The following is a 16,076-nucleotide window of genomic DNA, read 5'->3' on the forward strand; positions in this document are numbered from 1 at the left end:
ATGGCCTCCTCCTCCCTGAAGGTCGGCGCGGTCGTCATCACGATGGGCAACCGCCCCGACGAGCTGCGCGCCCTGCTCGACTCGGTCGCCAAGCAGGACGGCGACCCGGTCGAGGTGGTCGTCGTCGGCAACGGCTCGCCCGTCCCGGACGTCCCCGACGGCGTGCGCACGGTCGAGCTGCCGGAGAACCTCGGCATCCCGGGCGGCCGCAACGTGGGCATCGAGGCCTTCGGCCCCAGCGGCCGCGACGTCGACATCCTGCTCTTCCTCGACGACGACGGCCTGCTCGCCCACCACGACACCGCTCAGCTGTGCCGCGAGGCCTTCGCGGCCGACCCGAGGCTCGGCATCATCAGCTTCCGCATCGCCGACCCGGACACCGGCGTCACCCAGCGCCGCCACGTGCCCCGGCTGCGCGCCGCCGACCCGATGCGCTCCTCCCGGGTCACCACCTTCCTGGGCGGCGCCAACGCCGTCCGCACCCGGGTCCTCGCCGAAGTCGGCGGGCTGCCGGACGAGTTCTTCTACGCACACGAGGAAACCGACCTGGCGTGGCGGGCCCTCGACGCGGGCTGGATGATCGACTACCGGTCCGACATGGTGCTGCACCACCCCACGACCGCGCCCTCACGGCACGCGGTCTACCACCGCATGGTCGCCCGCAACCGCGTCTGGCTGGCCCGCCGCAACCTGCCCGCCCCGCTGGTCCCCGTCTACCTCGGAGTCTGGCTGCTGCTCACGTTGGCGCGCCGCCCCTCGGGGTCGGCGCTGAAAGCGTGGTTCGGCGGATTCCGGGAAGGGTGGACCTCGCCGTGCGGTCCGCGCAGGCCCATGAAGTGGCGTACGGTGTGGCGGCTGACCCGACTGGGCCGGCCTCCCGTCATCTGACAAGCTCGTCCCCGAGGGCCCCGGAGCGTGCCGTGGCCCCCCGGCTCATGCCAGACCCGTTCAGGTCGCGCATCCCGAAGACGAAAGTTTCCTACTGGTGAGTGAGACAACGCATGACGGCGGAGTCGCGGTGAGCGCGCCCCCGTCGCCCGACGAGGGCCTCACGGCGGCACAGCTGGCCGCCAAGTACGGGCTGGCCGTGAGCGGTGCCCGGCCCCCGCTGCGGGAGTACGTCCGCCAGCTCTGGGGCCGGCGCCACTTCATCCTGGCCTTCTCCTCGGCGAAGCTGACCGCCCAGTACAGCCAGGCCAAGCTGGGCCAGCTGTGGCAGGTGGCCACTCCGCTGCTGAACGCGGCCGTGTACTTCGCGATCTTCGGTCTGATCCTCGACGCGGGTCGCGGGATGGACAAGGACGTGTACATCCCGTTCCTCGTCACGGGCGTGTTCGTCTTCACCTTCACCCAGAGCTCGGTCATGACCGGCGTGCGGGCGATCTCCGGCAACCTCGGCCTGGTCCGCGCCCTGCACTTCCCGCGGGCCTCGCTGCCGATCTCCTTCGCGCTCCAGCAGCTCCAGCAGCTGATGTACTCGATGATCGTGCTGTTCGCCGTGGCGATCGGCTTCGGCAGCTACCCGGACGCCTCCTGGCCCCTGATCATCCCGGTGCTCGTCCTGCAGTTCTGCTTCAACACCGGCCTGGCCCTGATCTTCGCCCGGGCCGGCGCGAAGACCCCCGACCTCGCGCAGCTGATGCCGTTCGTGATGCGCACCTGGATGTACGCGTCCGGCGTGATGTTCTCCATCCCGGTCTTCCTCGCCGACAAGCCGCAGTGGATCGCGAACGTCCTCCAGTGGAACCCGGCCGCCATCTACATGGACCTGATGCGCTTCGCCCTCATCGAGGAGTACGGCGCCGAGAACCTCCCCGACCACGTCTGGGCGGCCGCGGGCGGCTGGGCGGCCCTGTTCGCCATCGGTGGCTTCGCGTACTTCTGGCAGGCGGAGGAGAGGTACGGCCGTGGCTGAGCAGGTACCGGGGCACCGGGTCCCCACCGTCATCGCCGACGACGTGCACATCGTCTACCGCGTCAACGGCGCGAAGACCGGCAAGGGCAGCGCCACCGCCGCCCTGAGCCGCATGGTCAAGCGCGGCTCCGACGACACCAAGCGCGGAGTGCGCAAGGTGCACGCCGTGCGCGGCGTGTCCTTCGTCGCCTACCGGGGCGAGGCCATCGGCCTGATCGGCTCCAACGGCTCCGGCAAGTCCACGCTGCTGCGCGCCATCGCCGGCCTGCTGCCGCCCGAGAGCGGCAAGGTCTACACCGACGGCCAGCCCTCGCTGCTCGGCGTCAACGCGGCCCTGATGAACGACCTCACCGGCGAACGCAACGTCATCCTCGGTGGTCTGGCGATGGGTATGTCCCGGGAGCAGATCAAGGAGCGCTACCAGGAGATCGTCGACTTCTCCGGCATCAACGAGAAGGGCGACTTCATCACCCTTCCGATGCGCACCTACTCCTCCGGCATGCAGGCCCGGCTGCGCTTCTCCATCGCCGCCGCCAAGGACCACGACGTGCTGATGATCGACGAGGCCCTGGCCACCGGCGACCGCAGGTTCCAGAAGCGGTCCGAGGAACGCATCCGGGAGCTGCGCAAGGAGGCCGGCACGGTGTTCCTGGTCAGCCACAGCAACAAGTCCATCCGGGACACCTGCGACCGCGTCCTGTGGCTGGAGCGCGGTGAGCTGCGCATGGACGGTCCGACCGACGAGGTCCTCAAGGAGTACGAGAAGTTCACGGGCAAGTAGTCCGGTGCGTCGAGGGCCCCGCCGGAACGGTCCGGTGGGGCCCCGCGTCTGCAAAGGAAGCGTCAACTCCGGCCCGTCGTAGGAATCTTGACGCCAATCGGTGTGTTGTTGTGATCTGTGGGACACCCCCGCGAACCCCGCTGCGTTGTACAACGTAAGCTGTACCGGTCCCGAATCACGCCAAGTGGGGCGATATGCGCGACACCCTCGGACGGGGCTGCCGTGCGGGCGGCTGGGCGGCGTGTCCGAAATAGTGGGTATCGGGTTGTCGGTGTAGAACGGGAGATGTGACGGCAATGGCTACGGAAACTCCCCAGCTCAACGCAGCATGTGCCGTCCCTGCCCCGGGCAGCCGACGATGACGGCCCCGGCCCCGTCGCGCCCGCTGGACGCGGAGCGCGACACCCTCGCCAAGGCCGCGCACGAGAACTTCCCGGTGGCCCCGTTCTTCCTCCCCCGCGCCTGGCGCGACGACCTCATGGCGGTGTACGGCTTCGCCCGTCTGGTCGACGACATCGGCGACGGCGACCTGGCCCCGGGCGGCGCCGACGCCCGGCTGCTCGGCGTGTCGGCCACCGACGCCGAGGACCGGCTCGTCCTGCTGGACGCCTTCGAGGCCGACCTGCGCCGCGTCTTCGACGGCACGCCCCGCCACCCCCTGCTGCGCCGCCTCCAGCGGACCGTCCGCCGACGTGCGCTCACCCCCGCGCCCTTCCTCGGCCTGATCGCCGCCAACCGCCAGGACCAGCTGGTCTCCCGCTACGAGACCTACGACGACCTCCTCGCGTACTGCGAACTCTCCGCCAACCCCGTGGGCCGGCTCGTCCTCGCCGTCACCGGCACCTCGACCCCCGAACGCGTCCGCCGCTCCGACGCGATCTGCACCGCCCTGCAGATCGTCGAGCACCTCCAGGACGTGGCCGAGGACCTCGGCCGCGACCGCGTCTACCTGCCCGCCGCGGACATGAGGCGCTTCCACGTCCAGGAGGCGGACCTCGCCGCCGCCACCGCCGGCGCGTCGGTGCGCGCCCTCGTCGCCTACGAGGCGCAACGCGCCCGCGACCTGCTGAATGAGGGCGCCCCCCTGGTGGGCAGCGTCGACGGCAGGCTGAGACTGCTCCTCGCGGGGTTCGTGGCGGGGGGAAGGGCGGCGATCGCCGCGATCGCCGCCGCCGACCACGACGTCCTTCCCGGCCCGCCCCGGCCCGGCAAGCTCCGGTTGCTGCGCGAGGTGGGCGTGACCCTGCGAGAAGAGGGGTGATCCGGACCGTGGACTCCGCGCCACCCGTGTCCGCGCCGGTACTCGCCGCCTACAGCTACTGCGAGGCCGTCACCGGACAGCAGGCCCGCAACTTCGCGTACGGCATCCGGCTGCTCCCCGCGCCCAAGCGGCGCGCGATGTCGGCGCTGTACGCGTTCTCGCGGCGCGTCGACGACATCGGCGACGGCGCGCTGGACGGCGACGTGAAGATCGCCCGGCTCGAGGACACCCGGGCGCTGCTCACCCGGGTGCGCGAGGGCGAGGTCGACGAGGACGACACCGATCCCGTCGCGGTGGCCCTCACGCACGCCGCGCGGGTCTTCCCGATCCCGCTCGGCGGCCTGGACGAGCTGATCGACGGCGTGCTGATGGACGTCCGCGGCGAGACCTACGAGACCTGGGACGACCTGAAGACGTACTGCCGCTGCGTGGCGGGTGCCATCGGCCGGCTCTCGCTCGGCGTGTTCGGCACGGAACCGGGTGCGCGCGGCGCCGAACGCGCGCCGGAGTACGCCGACACGCTCGGGCTCGCGCTGCAACTCACCAACATCCTCCGGGACGTCCGCGAGGACGCCGCGGGCGGCCGCACCTATCTGCCGGCCGACGACCTCGCGAAGTTCGGCTGCTCGGCCGGGTTCGACGGGCCGAGGCCACCGGAGGGCTCCGACTTCGCGGGCCTCGTGCACTTCGAAGTGCGACGGGCCCGCGCCCTTTTCGCCGAGGGCTACCGGCTGCTGCCCCTGCTGGACCGGCGCAGCGGCGCCTGTGTCGCCGCGATGGCCGGCATCTACCGCCGCCTCCTCGACCGCATCGAGCGCGACCCCGAGGCGGTCCTGCGCGGCCGGGTCTCCCTGCCCGGCCGGGAGAAGGCGTACGTCGCCGTGCGCGGGCTGTCGGGTCTGGACGCCCGCCACATGTCCCGGCTGACCGTCAGGAGGCAGATCTGATGGCCACCCGGGGCGGCGCGGTGGGCCCACGTGATGTCACCGGCGGGAAACGGCACGCAACCCTCCGGTGCGGCGCGGCGTCCCTGACTGCGGAGTCCCGCCGTGCACGGGTCGAGCGTCACGGCGGGCGGGCAGGGGAGGCCGCACGATGAGCGACGCACTGCACCCGGACACCGCGAAGGGGTCCGGGAGTTCCGGGCGGGAGGCCGTCGTCGTCGGCGGTGGGCTCGCCGGCATCACCGCCGCGCTGGCGCTCGCCGACGCGGGCGTACGCGTCACCCTGCTCGAAGGCCGCCCCCGGCTGGGCGGGCTGGCGTTCTCCTTCCGGCGCGGCGGACTCACCGTGGACAACGGCCAGCACGTGTACCTGCGCTGCTGCACCGCCTACCGCTGGTTCCTCGACCGGATCGAGGGCGCGGAGCTGGCACCGCTGCAGGACCGTCTCGACGTGCCCGTCGTCGACGTCGCCAAGCCCGAGGGGCGGCGGCTCGGCAGGCTGCGGCGCGACGCGCTGCCCGTGCCCCTGCACCTGGGGCGCGGTCTCGCCACGTATCCGCACCTCTCGCTCGCCGAACGCGCCCGGGTGGGCCGGGCCGCGCTCGCCCTCAAGGGGCTCGACCTCGCCGATCCGGCCCTGGACGCGCAGGACTTCGGTACCTGGCTGACCGCGCACGGTCAGTCGGCGCGTGCCATCGAGGCCCTCTGGGACCTGGTCGGCGTCGCCACCCTCAACGCGGTCGCGGGCGACGCCTCACTGGGGCTCGCCGCGATGGTGTTCAAGACCGGACTGCTGTCCGACCCGGGCGCGGCCGACATCGGCTGGGCGCGTGTCCCGCTGGGTGACCTGCACGACCGGCTGGCCCGCAGGGCGCTCGCCTCCGCGGGCGTGCGCACCGAGGTCCGGACACGCGTCAGCTCCCTCTCCGCGAACCAGAACGGGAGGTGGAGTGTCGAGGTGCCGGGCCATACGTTCCGGGCCGACGCGGTCGTCCTCGCCGTACCGCAGCGCGAGGCCCACGACCTGCTGCCGGACGGGGCGCTCGACGCGCCCGAGCGGCTGCTGCGGATCGGCACCGCCCCCATCCTGAACGTCCACGTCGTCTACGACCGCAAGGTCCTCGACGTGCCCTTCCTCTCCGCGCTCGGCACGCCGGTGCAGTGGGTGTTCGACCGTACCGAGGCCTCCGGCCTGCGCTCGGGCCAGTACCTCGCGCTGTCGCAGTCGGCCGCGCAGGACGAGATCGACGAGCCCGTGGCCGCGCTGCGCGAGCGCTACCTGCCCGAGCTGCGCCGGCTGCTGCCGGGCGCGCGCGGCGCCCGGGTGCAGGACTTCTTCGTGACGAGGGAGCGTACGGCGACGTTCGCCCCCACCCCCGGCGTCGGACGGCTCAGGCCCGGCGCCCGCACCAAGGCACCCGGCCTGTACCTGGCCGGAGCGTGGACCGCCACCGGGTGGCCCGCGACCATGGAGAGTGCGGTCCGCAGCGGTGTGAGCGCGGCGGACGCCGCGCTCGGCGCCCTCGGCCGGCCCCGCCCCCGCCACCTCTTCGAGTTCGAGAAGGCGGCTCACTGCATCGTTCCGGGGATCATCCCCCGGACCCCCGGCCGAGAACCGGAGGGAACCGGCGTCCCACTGCGAGGTGGGAACCGGTGAGGTTCGATCAGCACGGCTCGGCACATCCCCGCACCCCCTCCGGTAACGCAACAAGAGGAGAAACTGTGCCCACTGTGCCCCCGGCCTCGACGGCCGCTCGAAGGCCCGCGGTGGACGTGACCGCGCTCCTGGAGCGCGGCCGCACCCTGGCCACGCCGGTGCTGCGGGCGGCCGTCGACCGTCTGGCGCCCCCCATGGACACGGTCGCCGCCTACCACTTCGGCTGGATCGACGCCCAGGGCAACCCGACCGACGGTGACGGCGGCAAGGCCGTGCGCCCCGCGCTCGCGGTGCTCTCCGCGGAGGTCACCGGCGCCGCCCCCGAGGTGGGCGTGCCCGGCGCGGTCGCCGTCGAACTGGTCCACAACTTCTCGCTCCTGCACGACGACCTGATGGACGGCGACGAGCAGCGCCGTCACCGCGACACGGTCTGGAAGGTGCATGGCCCCGCCCAGGCCATCCTGGTCGGCGACGCCCTGTTCGCCCTCGCCAACGAGGTCCTGCTGGAGCTGGGCACCGTCGAGGCCGGACGGGCGACCCGCCGGCTGACCACCGCCACCCGCGCCCTCATCGACGGCCAGGCGCAGGACATCTCCTACGAGCACCGCGACCGCGTCAGCGTCGAGGAGTGCCTGGAGATGGAGGGCAACAAGACCGGCGCCCTGCTGGCCTGCGCCAGCTCCATCGGCGCCGTGCTCGGCGGCGCGGACGACCGCACCGCCGACACCCTGGAGAAGTACGGCTACCACCTCGGCCTGGCCTTCCAGGCCGTCGACGACCTCCTCGGCATCTGGGGCGACCCGGTCTCCACGGGCAAGCAGACCTGGAGCGACCTGCGCCAGCGCAAGAAGTCCCTGCCGGTCGTGGCGGCGCTCGCGGCGGGCGGCTCCGCCTCAGAGCGGCTGGGCGAGATGCTCGCCGCGGACGCCAAGAGCAGCGACTTCGAGACCTTCTCCGAGGAGGAGTTCGCGGCGCGTGCCGCCCTCATCGAGGAGGCCGGCGGCCGCGACTGGACCGCCGAGGAGGCACGCCGTCAGCACACCATCGCCATCGAAGCCCTGAACGCCGTCGACATGCCCGAGCAGGTGCGGGCCCGGTTCACGGCGCTCGCCGACTTCGTCGTCGTACGAAAGAGATGATCACTATCGGTCGAATAGCCCTCGCGTAGTCGCCGGCCGGTGCAGCGAGGCGAGGACCAGCACCGGCCGACGGCGGACCCACAGCAGCACGACTTCGCACGACTGCACGAAGGGGAAGCCATGACAGCGACGACCGACGGAAGCACCGGGGCGGCCCTGCCGCCCCGCGCTGCCGCGGCCAGCGAAACCGACATCGACACCCCCGTGGCGGCCGGGGTGCACGAAGCCGCCGAGCGCGCGGTGCGGCGCGCCACCGACTTCCTGCTCGCCCGGCAGGACACCGAGGGCTGGTGGAAGGGCGACCTCGAGACGAACGTCACGATGGACGCCGAGGACCTGCTGCTCCGTCAGTTCCTGGGCATCCTCGACGAGTCCACGACCCGGGCCGCCGCCCTCTTCATCAGGGGCGAGCAGCGCGAGGACGGCACCTGGGCCACCTTCTACGGCGGCCCGGGCGAACTCTCCACCACCATCGAGGCGTACGTCGCCCTGCGCCTGGCCGGCGACGCGCCCGACGCGCCCCACATGGCGCGGGCCTCCGCCTGGATCCGCGATCAGGGCGGCATGGCCGCCGCCCGCGTCTTCACCCGGATCTGGCTGGCCCTGTTCGGCTGGTGGAAGTGGGAGGACCTGCCCGAACTCCCGCCCGAACTGCTCTACTTCCCGAAGTGGTTCCCGCTCAGCATCTACAACTTCGGCTGCTGGGCACGGCAGACGATCGTCCCGCTCACGATCGTCTCGGCGAAGCGCCCGGTGCGGCCGGCCCCGTTCCCGCTGGACGAACTGCACACCGATCCGGCCCGCCCGAACCCGCCCAGGCCCCTGGCGCCGGTGAACACGTGGGACGGGCTCTTCCAACGGCTGGACAAGGTCGTGCGTGGCTACCGCTCGGTCGCGGTGCGCCGGCTGCGCAGGTCCGCCATGAACTCCGCCGCGCGCTGGATCATCGAACGGCAGGAGAACGACGGCTGCTGGGGCGGGATCCAGCCGCCGGCCGTGTACTCGGTCATCGCCCTGTACCTGCTCGGCTACGACCTCGAACACCCGGTGATGCGGGCCGGGCTGGAGTCCCTGGACCGGTACGCGGTGTGGCGCGAGGACGGGGCCCGGATGATCGAGGCCTGCCAGTCGCCGGTGTGGGACACCTGTCTGGCCACCATCGCGCTGGCCGACGCGGGGGTGCCGGCCGATCACCCCCAACTGGTCAAGGCGGCCGACTGGATGCTCGGCGAGCAGATCGTACGCCCCGGGGACTGGTCCGTACGGCGTCCGCAACTCCCCCCGGGAGGATGGGCGTTCGAGTTCCACAACGACAACTACCCCGACATCGACGACACCGCCGAGGTCGTCCTCGCACTGCGCCGCGTGAAGCACCACGACCCGGAGCGGGTGGAGAAGGCGATCGCGCGCGGCGTGCGCTGGAACCTCGGGATGCAGTCGCGGAACGGGGCCTGGGGCGCCTTCGACGTCGACAACACCAGCCGGTTCCCCAACCGGCTGCCGTTCTGCGACTTCGGCGAGGTCATCGACCCGCCGTCCGCCGACGTCACCGCCCACGTCGTCGAGATGCTCGCCGTCGAAGGACTCTCGCACGACCCGCGCACCCGGCGCGGCATCGCCTGGCTGCTGGCCGAACAGGAGCCGGACGGCTCGTGGTTCGGGCGCTGGGGCGTCAACTACGTCTACGGCACCGGCTCGGTGGTGCCCGCGCTGACCGCCGCGGGACTGCCCGCCCAGCACCCGGCGATCCGCCGGGCGGTGGCCTGGCTCGAGCGGGTGCAGAACGACGACGGTGGCTGGGGCGAGGACCTGCGCTCCTACCAGGACGCCGGCCGGTGGAGCGGCCGGGGCGCCTCGACCGCCTCCCAGACGGCCTGGGCGCTGATGGCGCTGCTGGCGGCGGGGGAGAGGGAGTCGAAGGCCGTCGAGCGGGGCGTCGCCTGGCTCGCCCGCACCCAGCGGGAGGACGGCTCCTGGGACGAGCCCCACTTCACCGGCACCGGCTTCCCGTGGGACTTCTCCATCAACTACCACCTCTACCGGCAGGTGTTCCCCCTCACCGCGCTCGGCCGGTACGTGCACGGAGAGCCGTTCGCCGCCCAGGCCCTCGTCGGCGCGGTGTCCGTCGAGGCCGAGGGGAGCTGATGAGCGCGCAGCCCGCCTCCGCCCCGCTGCTGATCGCCTGCGCGCTCGGCATCGAGCACCTCGCCCTGCGCATGGGTGACCGCGGCGGGGCCGGCGGGCCGGTCACCGTCCTGCGCACCGGCATGGGGCCGAAGGCGGCCGAGCGTTCCGTCACCCGGGTCCTGGCCGACCCGGTGCTGAGCGGCGCGGCCGTCCTGGCCACCGGTTTCTGCGCGGGACTCGCCCCTGGCATGCACCCGGGCGACCTGGTCGTCGCCGAGGAGACCCGCGACCGGGGCGGGACCGTGCCGTGCGTCGGCACCGAACTGCTCGTCAAGGAACTCGTGCGCACGCTGCCCGGTCGCACCGTCCACACCGGCCCCGTCACCGGCTCCGACCACGTCGTGCGCGGCCCCGAGCGGTCCGACCTGCTCGCCACCGGCGCGATCGCGGTCGACATGGAGTCGGCGGCCACGCTCCTGAGTGCCGTCCGTGCGGGGACGCGCCCGGTTGCGGCCGTCCGGGTGGTCGTGGACGCTCCTGAACATGAACTCGTCCGGATCGGCACGGTGCGCGGTGGAATATCGGCTTTCCGCGTCCTTCGTTCCGTCCTGCCTGCATTCTTCGAATGGCACCGTAACGTGCTGCTCCCCCGGAGGTGAGCCAGATGGCCATGCCGCTGCGCCAGTCCATCAAGGTCGCTACATACTTGGCTGAACAGAAGCTCCGCAAGCGGGACAAGTTCCCGCTGATCGTCGAGCTGGAACCCCTCTTCGCCTGCAACCTCAAGTGCGAGGGGTGCGGCAAGATCCAGCATCCGGCGGGAGTGCTCAAGCAGCGCATGCCGGTCGCCCAGGCCGTGGGGGCGGTGCTCGAATCCGGTGCGCCCATGGTGTCGATCGCCGGCGGTGAGCCGCTGATGCACCCTCAGATCCACGAGATCGTCCGGCAGTTGGTAGCGAAGAAGAAGTACGTCTTCCTCTGCACCAACGCGATGCTGCTGCGCAAGAAGATGGACAAGTTCCGGCCCTCGCCCTACTTCGCCTTCGCCGTGCACATCGACGGGCTGCGCGAGCGGCACGACGAGTCGGTGGCCAAGGAGGGGGTCTTCGACGAGGCCGTGGAGGCGATCAAGGAGGCCAAGCGGCGCGGCTTCCGGGTCACCACCAACTCGACCTTCTTCAACACCGACACCCCGCAGACGATCGTCGAGGTGCTCGACTTCCTCAACGACGACCTCAAGGTCGACGAGATGATGATCTCGCCCGCCTACGCCTACGAGAAGGCGCCCGACCAGGAGCACTTCCTGGGCGTGGAGCAGACCCGCGAGCTGTTCAAGAAGGCCTTCTCGGGCGGCAACAGGCGCCGCTGGCGGCTCAACCACTCCCCGCTCTTCCTGGACTTCCTGGAGGGCAAGGTCGACTTCCCGTGCACGGCCTGGGCCATCCCGAACTACTCGCTGTTCGGCTGGCAGCGCCCCTGCTACCTGATGAGCGACGGATACGTGCCGACGTACCGCGAGCTCATCGAGGACACCGACTGGGACAAGTACGGCCGCGGCAAGGACCCGCGCTGCGCCAACTGCATGGCGCACTGCGGTTACGAGCCCACCGCCGTCCTCGCCACCATGGGGTCGCTGAGGGAGTCGCTGCGCGCCATGCGCGAGACGGTCTCCGGGAACCGGGAGTGACCCCGTGACGGCCGTCTCCCTGGGCGTCCCCGAGGTACCGGCCCGGCCGATCGCCGAGCGCCGCGTGTCGCGGCGCGTCCAGGTCGGGCCGGTGGCGGTCGGGGGCGGGGCCCCGGTGTCGGTGCAGTCGATGACGACGACGCGTACGTCGGACATCGGCGCCACCCTGCAGCAGATCGCGGAACTGACCGCGTCCGGCTGCCAGATCGTCCGTGTCGCCTGTCCCACCCAGGACGACGCGGACGCCCTCGGGACCATCGCCCGCAAGTCGCAGATCCCGGTGATCGCGGACATCCACTTCCAGCCGAAGTACGTGTTCGCCGCGATCGAGGCGGGCTGTGCCGCCGTACGCGTCAATCCCGGCAACATCAAGCAGTTCGACGACAGGGTGAAGGAGATCGCGCGGGCCGCGAAGGACCACGGCACGCCGGTCCGGATCGGGGTCAACGCCGGCTCGCTGGACCGGCGGCTGCTGCGGAAGTACGGCAAGGCCACCCCCGAGGCGCTCGTGGAGAGCGCGCTGTGGGAGGCGTCGCTCTTCGAGGAGCACGACTTCCGGGACCTCAAGATCTCCGTCAAGCACAACGACCCGGTGGTGATGGTCGAGGCGTACCGGCAGCTGGCGGCGCGGTGCGACTACCCCCTGCATCTGGGGGTCACCGAGGCCGGTCCCGCCTTCCAGGGCACCGTCAAGTCGGCGGTCGCCTTCGGGGCGTTGCTGTCGCAAGGCATCGGCGACACCATCCGGGTGTCCCTGAGCGCCCCTCCGGCCGAGGAGGTCAAGGTCGGCATCCAGATCCTCGAGGCGCTGGGCCTGCGGCAGCGGCGGCTGGAGATCGTCTCCTGTCCCTCCTGCGGCCGCGCCCAGGTCGACGTCTACCGGCTGGCCGACGAGGTCACGGCCGGCCTGGAGGGCATGGACGTGCCGTTGCGCGTCGCGGTGATGGGCTGTGTGGTCAACGGCCCCGGAGAGGCGCGGGAGGCGGACCTGGGGGTCGCCTCGGGCAACGGCAAGGGGCAGATCTTCGTGAAGGGCGAGGTCGTCAGGACGGTCCCGGAGTCGAAGATCGTGGAGACCCTCATCGAGGAGGCGATGAAGATCGCCGCACAGATGGAGCAGGACGGCGTCGCGTCGGGGGAGCCGGCCGTCACCGTGAGCTGAACAGCACGGACCGAGAGGGGGCCCGAGCGTGACGATCCTGGAGAACATCCGGCAACCACGCGACCTGAAGGCGCTGTCCGAGGCGGAAGTCGGTGAACTGTCCGGCGAGATCAGGGACTTCCTGGTGCACGCGGTGGCCAGGACCGGCGGACACCTCGGGCCCAACCTGGGCGTGGTGGAACTCACCATCGCGCTCCACCGGGTCTTCGAGTCACCGGTCGACCGCATCCTGTGGGACACCGGCCACCAGTCCTACGTACACAAACTGCTGACCGGCCGGCAGGACTTCTCCAAGCTGCGGGGGAAGGGCGGGCTGTCCGGCTACCCCTCCCGTGAGGAGTCCGAGCACGACGTCATCGAGAACAGCCACGCCTCCACCGCCCTCGGCTGGGCCGACGGACTCGCCAAGGCCCGGCAGGTGCAGGGGGAGAAGGGCCATGTCGTCGCGGTCATCGGCGACGGCGCGCTCACCGGCGGCATGGCCTGGGAGGCGCTGAACAACATCGCGGCCGCCAGGGACCGGCCGCTGATCATCGTCGTCAACGACAACGAGCGGTCCTACGCGCCCACCATCGGCGGGCTCGCCAACCACCTCGCCGCCCTGCGCACCACCGACGGCTACGAGAAGGTCCTGGCCTGGGGCAAGGACGTCCTGCTGCGCACGCCGGTCGTCGGGCACACCGTGTACGAGTCGCTGCACGGCGCGAAGAAGGGCTTCAAGGACGCGTTCGCCCCGCAGGGCATGTTCGAGGACCTCGGCCTGAAGTACGTCGGCCCCATCGACGGGCACGACATCAAGGCCGTCGAGTCCGCGCTGCGCCGGGCCAAGCGCTTCCACGGACCGGTGCTGGTGCACTGCCTCACGGAGAAGGGCCGCGGCTACGAACCGGCCCTCGCCCACGAGGAGGACCACTTCCACACCGTGGGGGTGATGGACCCGCTGACCTGCGCGCCGCTCGCGCCGGCCGGCGGACCGTCCTGGACGTCCGTGTTCGGCGACGAGATCGTCCGGATCGGGGAGGAACGCGACGACGTCGTGGCGATCACGGCCGCCATGCTGCACCCGGTGGGCCTCGGCAGGTTCGCCGAGCGCTTCCCGGACCGGGTGTGGGACGTCGGCATCGCCGAGCAGCACGCGGCGGTGAGCGCGGCCGGACTCGCGACCGGCGGCCTGCATCCCGTCGTCGCCGTCTACGCCACGTTCCTCAACCGGGCCTTCGACCAGCTGCTGATGGACGTGGCCCTGCACCGCTGCGGGGTGACCTTCGTGCTCGACCGGGCCGGGGTGACCGGTGTCGACGGCGCCTCCCACAACGGCATGTGGGACATGTCCGTCCTCCAGGTCGTGCCGGGTCTGAGGATCGCCGCCCCGCGCGACGCCGAGCAGCTGCGCGCCCAGCTGCGGGAGGCCGTCGCGGTGGACGACGCGCCGACGCTCGTCCGCTTCCCGAAGGAGTCGGTGGGGCCGAGGATCCCGGCGATCGACCGCGTGGGCGGCATGGACGTCCTGCGCCGCGGAGGCCGGGCGGACGTGCTGCTGGTGGCCGTCGGCGTGATGGCACCGGTCTGTCTGCAGGCGGCCGAGCTGCTCCAGGCGCGGGGCGTCGAGTGCACGGTCGTGGACCCGCGGTGGGTCAAGCCCGTCGACCCCGCCCTGCCCGCCCTCGCCGCCGGACACCGTCTGGTGGCCGTCGTCGAGGACAACAGCCGTGCCGCCGGCGTCGGCTCGGCGGTGGCGCTGGCCCTGGGCGACGCCGAGGTCGACGTGCCGGTCCGGCGGTTCGGCATCCCCGAGCAGTTCCTCGCGCACGCCAAACGCGCCGAGGTGCTCGCCGACATCGGTCTCACGCCCGTCGAGGTCGCCGGACGGATCAGCGCGAGCCTGGCCGTCAGGGAGCAGCGGTCCGCGGGGCCGTCCACGACGGGGCGGGCCGAGGCGGGGCCGTCCCAGGAAGAGCTGTCCAAGGAGCAACAGCAATGACGACCGCGGAATCCGAGCCGGCCTCGTCCCGGGCGGAGGGGTTCGACCTCCGCGCGCTGCTGGCGGCGCGTGGAGCCGAGCGCTACGCGCTGCACGGCAGGTACCTCAACCACCAACTGCCGCGCGTCCTGCGCACGATCGGCTTCGACAAGGTCTACGAGCGGGCCGAGGGCGCCTACTTCTGGGACGCGGACGGCAACGACTACCTGGACATGCTCGCCGGGTTCGGGGTGATGGGCCTGGGCCGCCACCACCCCGTCGTCCGCCAGGCGCTGCACGACGTCCTCGACGCCCAGCTCGCCGACCTCACCCGCTTCGACTGCCAGCCGCTGCCCGGACTGCTCGCCGAGAAGCTCCTGGCGCACAGCCCGCACCTGGACCGGGTGTTCTTCGGCAACAGCGGCACGGAGGCCGTCGAGACCGCGCTGAAGTTCGCCCGGTACGCGACCGGGAAGCCGCGGATCCTGTACTGCGACCACGCCTTCCACGGTCTGACCACGGGCTCCCTGTCGGTGAACGGCGAGTCCGGCTTCCGGGACGGCTTCGCCCCGCTGCTGCCCGACACCGCGGTCCCCCTCGGGGACCTCGACGCCCTCGCACGGGAGGTGAAGAAGGGGGACGTGGCCGCCCTGATCGTCGAGCCGATCCAGGGCAAGGGCGTGCACGAGGCCCCGCCCGGCTTCCTGCGCGCCGCCCAGGAGCTGCTGCACCGGCACAAGGCCCTGCTCATCGCGGACGAGGTGCAGACCGGCCTCGGCCGGACCGGCGACTTCTACGCCCACCAGCACGAGGAGGGCGTCGAGCCCGATCTGGTGTGCGTGGCCAAGGCGCTCTCCGGCGGCTATGTGCCGGTCGGCGCCACGCTCGGCAAGGACTGGATCTTCAAGAAGGTCTACTCGTCCATGGACCGGGTGCTGGTGCACTCGGCGAGCTTCGGTTCCAACGCGCAGGCGATGGCGGCCGGTCTCGCGGTGCTGTCGGTCATGGAGAACGAGCAGATCGTCGCCAACGCCCGCGTCACCGGGGAGCTGCTGAGGTCACGGCTCGCCGCGCTCACCGAGAAGTACGAGCTGCTCGCCGACGTCCGCGGCCGGGGCCTGATGATCGGCATCGAGTTCGGCCGGCCGAGGTCGCTGAAGCTGCGCGGCCGGTGGGCCATGCTCCAGGCCGCCCGCAAGGGCCTGTTCGCGCAGATGGTGGTCGTGCCGCTGCTCCAGCGCCACCGGATCCTCACCCAGGTCTCCGGCGACGAGCTGGAGGTGATCAAGCTGATCCCGCCGCTGGTCGTCGGGGAGAAGGAGGTGGACCGGTTCGTCGGCGCCTTCACCGAGGTGATGGACGACGCGCACAGCGGGGGTGGTCTGATGTGGGACTTCGGCAAGACGCTGATCAAGCAGGCGGTGGCCAATCGGTGAGCGGATC

The 16,076-nt window shown here is 71.7% G+C and carries 13 protein-coding genes and 1 pseudogene; all 14 read left to right on the top strand.

Translation table 11 applies throughout. The features are described 5' to 3' along the window. The 14 genes and pseudogenes from ACIBBD_RS10730 (at window position 1) to ACIBBD_RS10795 (ending at window position 16,069) form a co-directional block, all read left to right on the top strand. A complete protein-coding gene (locus tag ACIBBD_RS10730) occupies window positions 1-888 on the top strand; it encodes a glycosyltransferase family 2 protein (RefSeq protein WP_399418969.1) in 888 nt (295 codons plus the stop codon). Between the two features lie 97 nt (window positions 889-985). Beyond that, entirely contained in the window at window positions 986-1,915 is a 930-nt protein-coding gene (locus ACIBBD_RS10735; protein WP_399418970.1) for an ABC transporter permease, read from the top strand. Further along, the gene (locus ACIBBD_RS10740; RefSeq protein ID WP_399418971.1) at window positions 1,908-2,696 is read left to right on the top strand and encodes an ABC transporter ATP-binding protein; all 789 of its coding nucleotides are present in this window, start codon (window positions 1,908-1,910) and stop codon (window positions 2,694-2,696) included. Before ACIBBD_RS10735 ends, ACIBBD_RS10740 begins: the two co-directional genes overlap by 8 nt. Before the next feature lie 358 nt (window positions 2,697-3,054). Beyond that, window positions 3,055-3,957 (top strand): squalene synthase HpnC, encoded by a 903-nt coding sequence (gene hpnC / locus ACIBBD_RS10745; RefSeq protein WP_399418972.1) that lies wholly within the window; start codon window positions 3,055-3,057, stop codon window positions 3,955-3,957. Further along, window positions 3,954-4,904: a presqualene diphosphate synthase HpnD gene (gene hpnD / locus ACIBBD_RS10750; protein WP_399418973.1), complete on the top strand. Its 951-nt coding sequence runs from the start codon at window positions 3,954-3,956 to the stop codon at window positions 4,902-4,904. Before hpnC ends, hpnD begins: the two co-directional genes overlap by 4 nt. After that, a pseudogene (locus ACIBBD_RS10755) lies at window positions 4,904-4,993 on the top strand (DUF6380 family protein); the annotation flags it as partial. The gene hpnD and the pseudogene ACIBBD_RS10755, both read left to right, overlap by 1 nt. Beyond that, complete coding sequence (gene hpnE, locus ACIBBD_RS10760; protein WP_399418974.1) at window positions 4,972-6,558, top strand: hydroxysqualene dehydroxylase HpnE; 1,587 nt, start codon at window positions 4,972-4,974, stop codon at window positions 6,556-6,558. The pseudogene ACIBBD_RS10755 and the gene hpnE, both read left to right, overlap by 22 nt. A 74-nt stretch (window positions 6,559-6,632) precedes the next feature. After that, window positions 6,633-7,697, top strand: coding sequence for a polyprenyl synthetase family protein (locus ACIBBD_RS10765; RefSeq protein WP_399419105.1), 1,065 nt, complete (start codon window positions 6,633-6,635; stop codon window positions 7,695-7,697). 120 nt (window positions 7,698-7,817) lie between these two features. Continuing rightward, window positions 7,818-9,842, top strand: coding sequence for a squalene--hopene cyclase (shc, locus tag ACIBBD_RS10770; RefSeq protein ID WP_399418975.1), 2,025 nt, complete (start codon window positions 7,818-7,820; stop codon window positions 9,840-9,842). Then, window positions 9,842-10,483 (top strand): 1-hydroxy-2-methyl-2-butenyl 4-diphosphate reductase, encoded by a 642-nt coding sequence (locus ACIBBD_RS10775; RefSeq protein WP_399418976.1) that lies wholly within the window; start codon window positions 9,842-9,844, stop codon window positions 10,481-10,483. Before shc ends, ACIBBD_RS10775 begins: the two co-directional genes overlap by 1 nt. Before the next feature lie 5 nt (window positions 10,484-10,488). Beyond that, entirely contained in the window at window positions 10,489-11,511 is a 1,023-nt protein-coding gene (hpnH, locus tag ACIBBD_RS10780) for an adenosyl-hopene transferase HpnH (RefSeq protein WP_399418977.1), read from the top strand. Between the two features lie 4 nt (window positions 11,512-11,515). After that, a complete protein-coding gene (ispG, locus tag ACIBBD_RS10785; RefSeq protein ID WP_399418978.1) occupies window positions 11,516-12,673 on the top strand; it encodes a flavodoxin-dependent (E)-4-hydroxy-3-methylbut-2-enyl-diphosphate synthase in 1,158 nt (385 codons plus the stop codon). Window positions 12,674-12,701: 28 nt separating this feature from the next. Beyond that, window positions 12,702-14,654 carry a 1-deoxy-D-xylulose-5-phosphate synthase gene (gene dxs / locus ACIBBD_RS10790; protein WP_399418979.1) on the top strand — a complete coding sequence of 651 codons (1,953 nt, stop codon included), beginning with the start codon at window positions 12,702-12,704 and terminating at the stop codon, window positions 14,652-14,654. After that, on the top strand, window positions 14,651-16,069 hold the full coding sequence (locus ACIBBD_RS10795; protein ID WP_399418980.1) for an aspartate aminotransferase family protein: 1,419 nt from the start codon (window positions 14,651-14,653) through the stop codon (window positions 16,067-16,069). The genes dxs and ACIBBD_RS10795 overlap by 4 nt, the downstream gene beginning before the upstream one ends. Window positions 16,070-16,076: the final 7 nt, after the last annotated feature.

This window comes from Streptomyces sp. NPDC051315 (assembly GCF_044455165.1).
Classification (GTDB): domain Bacteria; phylum Actinomycetota; class Actinomycetes; order Streptomycetales; family Streptomycetaceae; genus Streptomyces.

Bases quoted from the DNA above. Each gene is read 5' to 3' on its own strand.
- ACIBBD_RS10795 (WP_399418980.1), top strand. From the start codon at position 14,651: ATGACGACCGCGGAATCCGAGCCGGCCTCGTCCCGGGCGGAGGGGTTC.
- ACIBBD_RS10775 (WP_399418976.1), top strand. From the start codon at position 9,842: ATGAGCGCGCAGCCCGCCTCCGCCCCGCTGCTGATCGCCTGCGCGCTC.
- shc (WP_399418975.1), top strand. From the start codon at position 7,818: ATGACAGCGACGACCGACGGAAGCACCGGGGCGGCCCTGCCGCCCCGC.
- hpnC (WP_399418972.1), top strand. From the start codon at position 3,055: ATGACGGCCCCGGCCCCGTCGCGCCCGCTGGACGCGGAGCGCGACACC.
- hpnH (WP_399418977.1), top strand. From the start codon at position 10,489: ATGGCCATGCCGCTGCGCCAGTCCATCAAGGTCGCTACATACTTGGCT.
- ACIBBD_RS10730 (WP_399418969.1), top strand. From the start codon at position 1: ATGGCCTCCTCCTCCCTGAAGGTCGGCGCGGTCGTCATCACGATGGGC.